A 13578-nucleotide genomic window follows, 5' to 3' on the forward strand; every position below is an offset into this window, starting at 1 on the left:
CGGTAACAGCACACCAAGAAAGAGGCAAAGGATGCCAGCAACCCATTCCACCCCCGATCTTCACCAGGTTTATCTGGCCCGGCAGGCACTGCTGGGCCAGGTGGTCCGTACTCCCCTGGTTCGCTCCGAATCCCTGTCCCGTCGCTTCGAATGCGAAGCCTGGCTCAAACTGGAAACCCTGCAACCCATCGGTGCCTTCAAGCTGCGCGGTGCCACCTTTGCCATGAGCAGGCTGACGCCAGAGCAGCGCCAAGCTGGCGTGGTCACCTGCTCCACCGGCAACCACGGTCGGGCCATCGCCTATGCCGGCAAAAAGCTCGGTGTTAACACCATTATCTGCATGTCCCGGCTGGTGCCGCCCAACAAGGTCGATGCCATCAGGGCGCTGGGTGCAGAGGTGCGCATTATCGGCGATTCCCAGGATCAGGCCGAAGTCGAGGCCCTGCGGCTGGTCGAGGAGCAGGGCATGACCTATCTGCCGCCCTTCGATCACCCGGATATTATTGCCGGCCAGGGCACCATAGGCCTGGAAATTCTGGAAGATCTGCCGGATGTAGACACCATCTTTGCCGGCTTGTCCGGTGGCGGCCTGGCCGGTGGCATCGGCATCGCCGTCAAGGGCGTCAACCCTGTCGTCGAACTGATTGGCGTGTCCATGGACCGGGGCGCGGCCATGGTCGAAAGCCTCAAGGCCGGCAAGCCGGTACAGGTGACCGAGCACGAGCCTTCGCCGACAGCCTGGGCGGCGGCATAGGACTGCACAATCGATACAGTTTCGAGGTGTTGCGTCGGGTGATGGATCAATCCTATCTGGTGGACGAAGCCGCCATTGCCCGCGCCATGGTGCATTTTGTCGAGCAGGAAAAGATGCTGGTGGAAGGCGCGGCCGTGGTCGGCGTGGCCGCCATCGAGCAGCACCGGCTGGATGTGCGCGGCAAGAAGGTGGTGTTTGTGGTCAGCGGCCACAATGTGGCGCTGGAAACCTTCGACAAGGCGCGTGCGCTGGCGGCGAAGGCACGCTGACAGGACAGAATGTGAGGCGCAGGCCAGCCGCCGCCCCCGTATCCGGCTTCCGGCCCTGGCCTGCCCAATTCAGCTTTGGAGCAGTACCATGAAGATATACAACAGAGAGCAGATCACCGCCGTCACCGGCCTGACAGAAGATGCCCTGGCAGCGGTCGAGGCCGGCTTCGCCGCCCTGGGCCGAGGCGAGGTCACCATGCCGCCGGTGCTGAGCATGAACATCAGCGAGAGCAACGGCGAGGTGGACGTCAAGACCGCCCATATCCGCGGCAAGGACAGGTTTGCCATCAAGATCAGCCCCGGCTTCTTCGACAACCCCAAGCTGGGCCTGCCCAGCCTCAATGGCCTGATGGTCCTGTTTTCGGCAAAAACCGGCATGGTGGACTCGGTGCTGTTCGACGAGGGTTATCTCACCGATATCCGTACCGCTCTGGCCGGTGCCATCGCCGCCAGGCACCTGTCCCGGGAGGATAGCAGATCCGTTGCCGTGATCGGCGCCGGCCTGCAGGCCGAACTGCAGGTCGCCGCCCTCGGGCTGGTTCGCCCCATCCGGGAAGTGCATGTGTTTGCCCGCAACGCCGACAGGATGGAAGCCTATCAGGAGCTGATGGAGCAGAAATACGGCCTGCCGGTCACCATGCACCCGAGCGCGGCGTCGGCCTGTGCGCAGGCCGATATCGTGGTGACCACCACCCCGGCGTCCAGCCCGGTACTGCACTGGCAGGACCTGCGTCCCGGCACCCATGTCACCGCAATGGGCTCGGACAACAGCCACAAGCAGGAACTGGAACCGGCAATACTGGCCAACGCCGATGTCCTGGTGGTTGACCGACGCAGCCAGTCGGAAACCATCGGCGAACTGCATCACTTCCCCGGTGACTTTACCGGGCCGGTACTGGAGCTGGGCACCCTGATTGCCGAACATATGCAACCCCGCACCAGCCCGGCGCAGATCACCGTCTGCGATCTGAGCGGCACCGGGGTACAGGATACCGCCATCGCCGACTACACCGCCGCCCGCCTGGCAGGCTAAGCGGCATGGGTCGGGAATAAAAAAACAGCATTAACGGATGGCCGATCCTGTTCGGCCGTGATTGCGCAAGGATACGCATGATGAACCACCCCCACGACCTTTTTGCCACCCTGGAACAGGCCTGCCCCTTTACCACGGCACCACGCCAGGCTTCGATCCGTATCGGCCTGGTGCAACTGGCCACCGATTACACCCTGGAAAACGACTGGCACCGGCTGGCTGGTCCGGGCGTAGAGATCTACAGCACCCGCATGCCCTATGACAGCGTGATGACCCCCGACTCGCTCAGGGCGACCGGCGACCATATTGCCGGTGCCGCCGAGCTGGTGGCACCGGGGTTGCCACTGGATGTGATGGCCTTCGGCTGTACTGCCGCCAGCATGCTGATCGGCGATGAAGGCGTGGCCGAGCGACTGACCCGAACCCGTCCGGGAATTCCTGCCACCAACCCCTGGCTTGCCAGTATTACGGCCCTGCGCCATCTGGGCGTTCGCCGGCTGGCGGTGCTGACACCCTATAATACCGGGGTGAACCGGCCCCTGTACCGGATGCTGCAACAGGCCGGTTTCGAGGTGGTTGCCTTCGGTGCCTTCGGCCTGACGCTGGACACCGACATTCCCGCCATCCATACCGACTCCATCATCGAGGCAACCGCCAGACTGCTGGCTGACGGCCAGGCCGAGGGCGTCTTTTTCTCCTGCACCAACCTGCGTGCGGCCAGGGTACTGGAGCAACTGGAACAACGCTTCGGCCTGCCCATGGTTTCTTCCAATCAGGCCCTACTCTGGCATGCGCTGCAGCTGGCCGGTCAGCAACCAGACATTGCCGGGGCCGGTCGGCTGCTGCGCCCCGGCCCGCATTCCCAAAAAACGCGCCACCAGGCTTGAGCGGGCGACGAGTGATATCCTGCCCTAAAAAAGAAAACGGCCCCAAGGCAGGGCCGTTCTCATCTCCACAATCCGTCACATCATTCAGTCACAACACATTGAACTGAATGTGGCGGTTGTTTCGGCTTGCGGTCTAGGCTTTCTGTTCGGCTTGCAGGCCGGCGGTATCGTCCAGTGCCTCGGGATTACCTTCCATCTTCGCCACTATGGTATTGACGGCGGTATCACCGACCACGTTGGACGCGGTGCAGAACATGTCGTTGATGCGGTCCACTGCCATGATGATGGCCATGGCTTCAATCGGCAGACCCATCTGGTGCAGCAGCACGCCGGCCATGACCACGGCACCGCCGGGTACACCGCCCACGCCAACGGACATCAGCAGCACGGTCACGCCCACGGTCAGCAGATCACCGGTCGGGATCGGCGTACCGGAGATGTTGGCGGCAAACATCGCGGCCAGGGTGATATAAATGGCGGAACCGGACATGTTGATGGTGGCACCCAGCGGCACGCCAAAGCCGGCGATGGCGCGGGACACACCCAGCTTCTCGGTCAGGGTACGCATGGTCACCGGAATGGTGGCATTGGAACTGGCGGTAGACAGCGAGAACAGCAGCTGCTCACGGGTGGCCTTGCGGAACTCGCCCGGCTTGACACCGGTCGTCAACCACACCGCCATCGGATAGACCACCAGAATCCAGAACACCAGCACCAGCACTACCATGCCCACATAACCGGCTACCGACATCAGGGTGTTCGCTTCAAGGGTCGCGCCCAGGCTGACCATCAGCGCGAACACGCCGTAAGGAGCCAGGGTCATCACCAGACCGACCAGCTTCATCATCACCTGATTGGCCACCCGGAAGGTACGCATCGCCGGCGCGGCGGCGCTGCCCATGGCCTGAATGGCCAGGCCGGTAATAATCGCCATGAAGATAATCTGCAGCATGTCGCCGGAGGCAAAAGCCTGGACCGGGTTGCTGGGTACGATGCCGATCAGCATGGCGCCGATATCCGGAGTTTCGGTGGTGCTCAGTTCAACCGCACCGCTGGCACCGTGTGGCAGGGTAGCGCCCATGCCAGGCTGGAACATCACCCCGACCAGAATGGCGGCGGCGATAGACAGCATGGTGTTGATAATGTAGAGCCCGAAGGTCTTGCTGCCGAGCCGGCCGAAACTGGCGATATCCCGCAGTTCGCAGATGCCGGTCACGATGGAGATATAGACCAGAGGCACCACCATCAGCTTGATCAGTGACACAAACATGCCACCCAGCCCTTCGGCCAGACTCACGACGTTGCCGTTTAAAAACGAGACTCCAGAGAACAGATACTGGATCGTGCTCCCGATGATCAAACCGGCAAAAAGGCCGACGAAGATGCGGGTAGAGAGAGAACCTTTCATCATGTATTCCTCAGCAAAACCTGAACGATTGATCTGCCATTGGTCATTTTTATAGACAAGTAAACTGGCCAGATTGCAAGGTGCGGAATTTTACATTTAAAAAACAGTTCGGCAACCAGATATCCAAATAAATAACCCACAGCGTGAGAACCCTCACAAAGTTTTAAGGTTTGTAGAAAAGGTTGAGTAAGGCGAGGCACGGTTTCTCGGCCCAGGTAGTCGAACACCATCGATTCGCGGGCCCGCAGGATTGACCTTATAATCATGCCAAGGCATCTACATCAGGCAGGGAGAGCGACTTTGAGTACTCATACCGGGTGGCAAGTCATCGACAAGCCCACGTTTTTCGGGGCTTTGTTTCTATTATTCGCGGTCACGGTCCCGCTAATCCTGTTTCCCGAAACCGGAGAAACCTGGGTGCTGGCGGCCAAGACTTTTGTCACCGACAAGCTGGGGATCCTGTACCTGATGCTGGGCCTGGGCGCCGGCGGCTTCATGGTCTACATCATCTTCAGCGAGATCGGCCAGATAAAACTGGGAGAAGCGGAGGAGAATCCCGAATTTTCGACCCTTTCCTGGGCGGCGATGCTGTTCTGTTCCGGTATCGGCGCCTCCATTCTCTACTGGTCGATGATCGAGTGGGTCTACTACTTCCAGGCTCCTCCGTTCCAGATAGAGGGCGGAACGGTCGAGGCCGCCCGCTGGGCCGTGGCCTACGGTATTTTTCACTGGGGCCCCCTGGCCTGGTCCATCTACCTGATTCCGGCGCTGCCGATCGCCTACTTCTACTATGTCCGCAACCACAGCGTACTGAAGATAAGCGAAGCGCTGATGCCGGTGTTTGGCGAAAAACATGCCCGTGGCGGTCTCGGCAAGCTGGTCGACGTGCTGTTCATCTTCGGCATGCTCGGCGGCGGTGCCACCTCTCTGGGGCTGGCCGCCCCGCTGATCAACGAAGGGGTGCATGTGCTGTTCGGCGTGCCAAAAAACCTGACCACCCAGATCATCGTGCTGCTGGTATGCACCTCGATCTTTGGCTACAGCGCCTTCGTGGGTCTGAAAAAAGGGATCCGACTGCTCTCCGACATCAACTTCTGGCTGGCTCTGGCCCTGTTGCTGTTCGTATTTCTGGCCGGACCGACCCTGTTTATGGCCAATACGGGGCTGGATGCGCTCGGCCGCGTGCTGGACAACCTGGTGCACATGGCCAGCTGGACCGAGCCCTTCGCCCAGTTTGCCGACTTCAAGGATACCCACTTCCCCCAGGACTGGACCATTTTCTACTGGGCCTGGTGGCTGGTGTTCGCCCCCAGCGTCGGGCTCTTCATCGCCCGCATTTCCCGCGGGCGCACCATCAAGACCATGGTGGCAGGCTCCATCTTCTTCGGCACCCTGGGCTGCTTCGCCTTCTTCATGGTACTCGGCAATTACGGCGTCTATCTGCAGTTGTCCGGTACCCTGGATGTGATCTCCATCCTCAACAACGACAGCCCGACCGCGGCCATTTTCGCCATGCTCGGCACCCTGCCCCTGAGTTATCTAGTGATCTTTGTGTTTACCCTGCTGGCGCTGATCTTCACCGCCACCACCTTCGACTCCATCTCCTATATTCTCGCCGCCGTGGTGCAGAAGGAAGTCGACGAAGAGCCGGTACGCTGGAACCGGCTGTTCTGGGCCTTCGCCCTGTCGGTGATGCCGATCGTGCTGATGTTTCTCGGCGGGCTCCAGACCCTGCAGACGGCCAGCGTGATCGGCGGGGTTCCGCTGTTGCTGGTTGCCCTGCTGCTCTGTATTTCGATCGTCCGGGCGGCCCATTACGACCTGCGCTACCAGCCCGACTACGAAGTAAAGGAGATCCATATAGAGGCGTTTCCGGAAGACGATCCCTGGACCGAAGAGGGCAGCTGGGAAACCCCGGACACGGAGCATCATGGTGTATCCCATGACGACAAGCCCCACGAAGAAGGTGACCCGGACAGCCATCCGTCACGACTGTAAGCGGTATTAGCTAACGGGAAAGAAAAAGCCGGTCATATAGACCGGCTTTTTAAGCACATGAAAAACCTGAATTTAACGCTGCGGGCGCAGGGTCGGGAACAGGATCACGTCACGAATGGTGTGGGAGTCGGTCAGCAGCATCACCAGGCGGTCGATGCCGATACCCTGGCCGGCGGTCGGCGGCAGACCGTGCTCCAGCGACGTCACGTAATCTTCGTCGTAGAACATGGCTTCGTCGTCGCCCGCGTCCTTCTGATCGACTTGGTCACGGAAGCGCTGGGCCTGATCTTCGGCGTCGTTCAGCTCCGAGAAACCGTTGGCAATTTCGCGGCCACCGATGAAGAACTCGAAGCGATCGGTGATGCTCGGATCCTGGTCGTTGCGACGCGCCAGCGGCGACACTTCTTCCGGATACTCGGTGATGAAGGTCGGCTGGATCAGACGATGTTCGGCGGTTTCTTCGAAGATCTCGGTGATCACCCGACCCAGGCCCCAGGACTTCTCGACCTTGATCTTCAGATCCTTGGCCACTTCACAGGCGGTCTCATAAGTAGCCAACTGGTCCAGGGTCACTTCCGGGTTGTACTTGAGGATGGCATTTTTCATGCTCAGGCGTTCGAACGGCTTGCCGAAGTCGAACACTTCCTCGCCGTATTTCACCTCGGCGCTGCCCAGCACCTGAGTGGTGACGGTACGCAGCATCTCTTCGGTGAAATCCATCAGATCCCGGTAGTCCGCATAGGCCCAGTAGAATTCCATCATGGTGAATTCGGGGTTATGGCGTGGCGACAGCCCTTCGTTGCGGAAGTTACGGTTGATCTCGAATACCTTCTCGAAACCACCCACTACCAGCCGCTTCAGGTACAGCTCGGGGGCGATACGCAGGTACATGTCCATGTCGAGGGCATTGTGATGGGTGATGAAGGGACGGGCCGAAGCGCCACCCGGGATCACCTGCATCATGGGCGTTTCCACTTCCATGAAGCCGTGGCCGTTCATGAACTGGCGAATGGCCGCCATCACCTGCGAACGCACCTGGAAGGTACGACGCGAATCCTCGTTGGTGATCAGATCCAGATACCGCTGGCGGTAGCGGGTTTCCTGATCGGACAGGCCGTGGAACTTCTCGGGCAGCGGACGCAGCGCCTTGGTCAGCAGCTGGAATTGATCCATGTTGACGTAGAGGTCGCCCTTGCCGGACTTGTGCAGCACGCCGGTCACGCCGACGATGTCGCCGATATCCAGACCGGCATACCGATCCTTGATGATCTGCTGGGCTTCCTTGGTGGCATAGGCCTGAATGCGGCCGGACATGTCCTGCAGTGCCAGGAAGGGGCCACGCTTGGCCATGATGCGGCCGGCCACGGACACGGTTTTGCCCAGGGCGACCAGGGCGTCCTTGTCGTGCTCGCCAAATTCGGCCTGCAGGTCGGCGGCCAGGTGCTCACGCTGAAAATCGTTGGGGTGACCGTTGGCCGGGCAATCCTGGCGGATCTGGTCGAGCTTGGCGCGGCGCTCGGCGATCAATTTGTTCTCGTCTTGTAGCTGCTCTGTCATGATTAAGCCTTGTTTGAATCTTGTTTTCGCCCTTTACCCGCCAGAGGCGAAGACCGGCACGCCAACTCGCAGCATATTATTGCCACCTTCGCTGTTGCCCCGCTGCGAATGCCCACTGGGTATTCGGTCGGGCCAACAGCTCGGTACACGCGAGCTAAGCTCGCCCCTGTATGCTTAACGATGGCATCCTTGCCATCGACGGTTGGCTCAGTCGGCTCTCCGCCTCTGGCTGAGTGGTGCAGAAAAATTACAGCCCGGACTTGAGGCTGGCCTCGATAAACTTGTCCAGGTCGCCATCCAGCACCGACTGGGTATTGCGGGTCTCGACTCCGGTACGCAAATCCTTGATGCGGGCATCGTCCAGCACGTAGGAGCGGATCTGGCTGCCCCAGCCGATATCGGACTTGCTGTCTTCCATCGCCTGCTTTTCGGCATTCTGCTTCTGCAGCTCGAACTCGTACAGCTTGGCTTTCAGCTGCTTCATCGCCTGATCGCGGTTCTTGTGCTGGGAACGGTCGTTCTGACACTGCACCACTATACCGGTCGGCTCGTGGGTGATACGCACCGCCGAGTCGGTCCGGTTAACGTGCTGACCACCGGCACCGGAGGCGCGGTAGGTATCGACCCGCAGATCCGACGGATTGATTTCGATTTCGATATCGTCGTCGACTTCCGGATAAACGAAGGCGGAGCAGAAAGAAGTATGGCGGCGGCCGCCGGAATCGAACGGCGACTTGCGCACCAGACGGTGAACGCCGGATTCGGTACGCAGCCAGCCGAAGGCATACTCGCCGGTGAACTTGACGGTGGCGGACTTGATGCCGGCCACTTCACCCTCGGACAGTTCGATGATCTCGGTCTTGAAGCCGCGGGACTCGCCCCAGCGCAGATACATGCGCAACACCATGTTGCACCAGTCCTGAGCTTCGGTACCACCGGAGCCGGACTGCAGATCCAGATAGCAATCGGAGGCATCATGCTCGCCGGAGAACATGCGGCGAAACTCCAGATCCGCCAGCCGTTTGTCCAGGGTATCCAGCTCGGTCTGGGCTTCGATGAAGGTATCTTCATCCTCTTCCTCGACCGCCAGTTCCACCAGGCCACCGATGTCTTCGATGCCCAGGGCCAGGGCGTCCAGGGTGCTGATCACCGTATCCAGACTGGATCTTTCCTTACCCAGTGCCTGGGCACGCTCGGGCTGGTTCCACACATCCGGCTGTTCCAGCTCGGCATTTACCTCTTCCAGACGCTCTTTCTTGGCATCATAGTCAAAGGTACCCCCTAAGAAGCTCGGCCCGTTCAGCCAGCTCCTTGAGTTTGTTGTACACAGGGTTTACTTCAAACATGGGTCGACAGACTCTCTGTTGTACTGAGTGAGTGTGTTTGGCGAAACGCCAAAATCAGGGCAACGATTCTACCGAAAGCCGGGGCTAAACGCAGCAAGGAGTGAACACATTTCGGCGAAGTCACCGTACTAAATTTCAGTTAAACTTTTAATGCTGGCGGTCGATATTGATAGCCCGACCTATGACAACATATAAAAAATGAATAAATTGAAATTAAAGCACAAGATTCTGTTGAGTTTTATCGCTGCCATTATTATTACCGTCGCCGCCATCAGTGCCATCAGCTTCCAGGACATGAAAACCCAGCTGTATGAGAGCAGTGAAGAACTGGTATCCGGTCTGGGACAGAAAGAAGCAGAAAAAATAGCCACCTGGCTCGACAGCCGTCAGCAGATGCTGGCGGCGGCGGCTCGACAGCTCGGCGATGTACCGCGGCCGGCACTGCAACAGGCCCATGAAGCGGCCGGATTTCAGCTGACCTACTTCGGTACCACCGAGGGCGTGATGCACGATGCCGATGCCAGCCTCGATCGTACCGGCTACGACCCCCGCAGCCGCCCCTGGTACAAGCAGGCGGTACAGGAAAACAAGGCAATTGTTACCCCGCCCTATGAAGACGTCACCTACGAGGTCACCGTCGTCACCCTGGCGGCGCCGGTACACTCCAATGGCCGGATGACCGGCGTTATCGGCGCCGATGTGCCCATTACCAGACTGGTTAACGATATCAACGCCGTCCGGCTGCCGGCCAAGGGCTATGCCATGATGCTGAGCAAGGACGGTACCCTGCTCGCCTACCGGGACGCCTCCTTGAGCCTGCAACCGGCCACCAGGCTGGACCCGAACCTGTCGACCCGCAATCTGCAGCAATGGCGCCAGGAACCACGGCTGCACCCGGTGCAACTGAACGGCGAAGACAAGCTGGTTTACGCCCGTGATGTGCCCAACAGTGACTGGCAGTTGCTGCTGGTGCTCGACAAGAATGCACTGGAAGCCCCTCTCGCCCCCTTGCTGGCACAACAACTGGGCACCGCCACTCTGGTTATCATCGTCGCCGCTGTGCTGATCAGCCTGCTGATACAACTGCTGCTGGCCCCTCTGCTGCGCGTCTCTGTCGCACTCGAGCAAATTGCCGGTGGCCGGGGCGATCTGACCCGCCGCATCGACGTACAAAGCCGGGATGAAGTCGGCCAGCTTGCCGGCAACTTCAACCGCTTCGTCGCCAGTCAGGCCGAACTGATCCGCCAGATCCGCAATCAGGCCGAGTCTCTGGGCAGCAATGCCGAACAGGCCACGGTGCGGGCCAATCAGACCGTGACCGAACTGGGCCGTCAGCAGCAGGAAGTGACCATGGTCGCCACCGCGGTGACCGAAATGGCGTCGGCCACCCATGAAATCGCCAATAACGCCGAACAGACCGCCACCGCCGCCCAGCAGTCCAGCGCCAGCACCGAACAGGGCAAGCAGCAGGTACACAAGACCCGGGATTCCATTCAATCGCTGTCTAGGGAAATGACCCAGGCGGCCTCGGTGATCCTGCGTCTGGACCAGCATGCCAAGGAGATCTCCAGCGTGCTGTCCACCATCCAGGGCATCGCCGAGCAGACCAACCTGCTGGCACTGAATGCCGCCATCGAGGCCGCCCGGGCCGGCGAGCAGGGCCGTGGCTTTGCGGTGGTGGCCGATGAGGTGCGGGTACTGTCTCAGCGTACTCATGCTTCTACCGAGGAAATTCAGGACACCATCAGCACCCTGCAACAGGCCACTGCCGAGGCGGTACAGCTGATGGATACCAGCCGCAACCTCGCCGAGCTGAGTGTGGAAGATGCGGAGGCCGCCGCCGAGGCGCTGGCCGAGATCACCGCCGCCGTAGGGCTGATTTCGGACATGGCCAGCCAGATTGCCACCGCCGCCGAAGAGCAGAGTCAGGTGACCGGTGAAATCACCCAGAACACCACCACCATCAAGGACGTGGCCGACGAACTGGCCAACGACGCCGAGCAGTCGCTGGAACAATCGAAAGATCTGCACAGGCAGGCCGGTGAACTGAACGGCCTGGTCAGCGCCTTTACCTTGTAACCATGGCAATGGAGGCGTGAGGAGTAATTTTCCTCCTCACGTCTTCCCCCCCAGGGGGTTGCTGTTACAACGCCGCCAGCTGCTCCACCATCAGTTGCAGCTGTCGTTTTCCCCGCCACTCGTTCACATCCAGCTTGTAGGCCAGCTGCACCCGCTGAATGGCGGCGTTGGGCCAGACACTTAAATCCACATTGAAGGCAATGGCATCAATGACGGTGTGTCCCTCGTCCGGGCTCAGCACCAGTTTGAGGTGCTTTTCGCCTACCAGTCGCTGCTGCACGATACGGAATTCACCGTCGAACAGGGGATCGGGAAAGGCCTGGCCCCAGGGGCCGGCGAAACGCAGCTGCTCGGCCAGTTCCAGCGTCAGCTCGCTCACCGCCAGTTCGCCATCACTCAGTATCTCGCCGGCCAGCAACTCGGGGCTGACCCACTCGTCCACCACTTGCTCGAACGCCGCCTTGAACGGCGCCAGCGCCGCCTTGGTCAGCGACAGTCCCGCCGCCATGGCATGACCACCGAACTTGGTGATCAGCCCAGGATGACGGCTGTTGATGGTTTCCAGCAGATCGCGCAGGTGCAGGCCGGGAATCGAGCGGCCCGAGCCTTTCAGTTCGTCGTCGCCGGCCTCGGCGAAGGCGATCACCGGGCGGAAGTAGCGTTCCTTGATGCGCGAGGCCACCAGCCCCACCACCCCCTGATGCCAGTCATCCTGATGCAGCACCAGACCCGATGGCAGCTCGCCATCGCTGATGCGTATCCTGGCCAGGCTGGCCAGTGCTTCATGCTGCATGCTGGCCTCGATGGCCTTGCGCTCCCGGTTGAGCTCGTCCATCATCGCCGCCAGCTTGCGGGCCTCATCCAGATTGTCGCTGAGCAGACAGGCCACTCCCATCGACATGTCGTCGAGCCGGCCCACCGCATTGAGCCGGGGCCCCAGGGCAAAGCGAGATCCGTCGCCACCAGTCGCTGCTGATTGCGCCCGGAGATATCGATCAGCGCCTGGATGCCGGGCCGCAGTCGCCCCGCCCGCATCCGTTGCAGACCCTGATGCACCAGCACCCGGTTGTTTTCATCCAGCGCCACCACATCCGCTACCGTGCCCAGCGCCACCAGATCCAGATACTCCCCCATATTGGGTGCCGTGATATCCAGTTTCCGGAACCAGCCATGCTCGGTCAGGGCGGCACGCAGCGCCAGCAACAGGTAAAAGGCGACCCCGACCCCGGCCAGATTCTTGGAGGGAAAGTCACAACCATGCTGGTTGGGGTTGACGATGGCGTCGGCGTCGGGCACTTCTTCGCCCGGCAGATGGTGATCGGTCACGATCACCTGCATGCCCGCCGCCTTGGCCGCCGCCACCCCGGCAATACTGGAGATGCCGTTATCCACCGTGATCAGCAGCTCGGCACCCAGTCCGACCGCCTCTTCCACCACCTGCGGGCTGAGACCATAGCCGTAATCGAAACGGTTCGGCACCAGATAATTGACCTTCTGGGCCCCCATGGCACGCAGGCCATGCACCATCAACGCCGAACTGGTGGCGCCGTCACAATCGAAGTCGCCCACTATCAATATGTTGCGCTGCGCGGCCAGAGCCTGCTCCAGCAGCATCACCGCCTCCGCCATTCCCTTGAAGCCGGGCTTGAGCAGGGCACCGGCCTGCAGATTGAGCTGCTCGGGCCGCACCAGACCCCGGCTGGCATAGAGCCGCTGCAATATGGGCGACAAGTCGGCCGGCAGCTGATGAGGTACGGTGTCACGTCGACGAATGGGGAGTCGGGAACGGGCAGAGTCGGTGGCGTTTTGGGTGCCGCTTTTGGTAACAGACATGGGGATGACTTGTTTTTTAAACAGGCCGCCAACACTAACCGCGCCGGGGTGGATTTGCAATCTCCGACGGGGTTGGCGCTCAGCGTCGGACAAAGGGCTCACCTGTTTATATCGATAGCTTTGACGCCGAAGAGGCAACAGAGTTGCCTCCTCCGACACGCTTCAAGTACGTCCATGTAACGCTCAGCACATGCCATCCATGGCATGTGACGGTCGGCTGAGGCAATCCCTGTTACCTCTTCTTGACGCCCGAGTTAGCTGCTGGCATCACCAACAGGTGACGCCCGGAGATTCAAGGGAGACAAAGGGATCTGCTCAGCCGACCATCCGCGCCAGGGATGGCGCGGCTGAGCCCCCAAGGATGATGAGATGGACACCTCTTGTGTAACCGGCGTCGCGATGCGCCATATTTGG

7 protein-coding genes and 2 pseudogenes are annotated in these 13578 nt (G+C 60.4%); 5 read left to right on the forward strand and 4 right to left on the reverse strand.

The window, feature by feature from the left end; all coding sequences use genetic code 11:
- Positions 1 to 31: 31 nt before the first annotated feature.
- The 3 genes and pseudogenes from eutB to BFR47_RS10535 all read left to right on the forward strand — a co-directional run bounded on the left by eutB (position 32) and on the right by BFR47_RS10535 (position 2943).
- Positions 32 to 1023 (forward strand): annotated as a pseudogene (gene eutB, locus BFR47_RS10525) (hydroxyectoine utilization dehydratase EutB).
- A gap of 88 nt (positions 1024 to 1111) precedes the next feature.
- Entirely contained in the window at positions 1112 to 2056 is a 945-nt protein-coding gene (locus BFR47_RS10530) for a cyclodeaminase (RefSeq protein WP_071473030.1), read from the forward strand.
- A 77-nt stretch (positions 2057 to 2133) separates the two neighbouring features.
- Positions 2134 to 2943, forward strand: a complete 810-nt coding sequence (locus BFR47_RS10535) for a maleate cis-trans isomerase family protein (RefSeq protein WP_245748885.1) — start codon at positions 2134 to 2136, stop codon at positions 2941 to 2943.
- Positions 2944 to 3076: 133 nt separating this feature from the next.
- Here BFR47_RS10535 and BFR47_RS10540 read toward each other — a convergent pair whose 3' ends face one another.
- Positions 3077 to 4354 (reverse strand): dicarboxylate/amino acid:cation symporter, encoded by a 1278-nt coding sequence (locus BFR47_RS10540; RefSeq protein ID WP_245748886.1) that lies wholly within the window; start codon positions 4352 to 4354, stop codon positions 3077 to 3079.
- Between the two features lie 297 nt (positions 4355 to 4651).
- Between BFR47_RS10540 and BFR47_RS10545 the strand changes: the two genes are divergently transcribed.
- Complete coding sequence (locus BFR47_RS10545) at positions 4652 to 6349, forward strand: BCCT family transporter (protein WP_245748887.1); 1698 nt, start codon at positions 4652 to 4654, stop codon at positions 6347 to 6349.
- Between the two features lie 72 nt (positions 6350 to 6421).
- Here the strand turns inward: BFR47_RS10545 and lysS are convergent, their stop codons facing one another.
- The gene (lysS, locus tag BFR47_RS10550) at positions 6422 to 7906 is read right to left on the reverse strand and encodes a lysine--tRNA ligase (protein WP_071473034.1); all 1485 of its coding nucleotides are present in this window, start codon (positions 7904 to 7906) and stop codon (positions 6422 to 6424) included.
- Positions 7907 to 8153: 247 nt separating this feature from the next.
- Positions 8154 to 9252, reverse strand: a protein-coding gene (gene prfB, locus BFR47_RS10555) for a peptide chain release factor 2 (protein ID WP_139215157.1) whose coding sequence is annotated in 2 segments (ribosomal slippage) — positions 8154 to 9176 and positions 9178 to 9252 — 1098 coding nt in all. Because the reading frame shifts where the segments join, the coding sequence is not laid out codon by codon here.
- A gap of 198 nt (positions 9253 to 9450) precedes the next feature.
- On the opposite strand from prfB, the gene BFR47_RS10560 reads away from it, so the two are divergent.
- Complete coding sequence (locus BFR47_RS10560) at positions 9451 to 11331, forward strand: methyl-accepting chemotaxis protein (protein WP_071473036.1); 1881 nt, start codon at positions 9451 to 9453, stop codon at positions 11329 to 11331.
- Positions 11332 to 11395: 64 nt separating this feature from the next.
- Here BFR47_RS10560 and recJ read toward each other — a convergent pair.
- Positions 11396 to 13164, reverse strand: a pseudogene (gene recJ, locus BFR47_RS10565) (single-stranded-DNA-specific exonuclease RecJ).
- Positions 13165 to 13578: the final 414 nt, after the last annotated feature.

The sequence above is a fragment of the Oceanisphaera psychrotolerans genome (assembly GCF_001870485.1).
GTDB classification, from domain to species: domain Bacteria; phylum Pseudomonadota; class Gammaproteobacteria; order Enterobacterales; family Aeromonadaceae; genus Oceanimonas; species Oceanimonas psychrotolerans.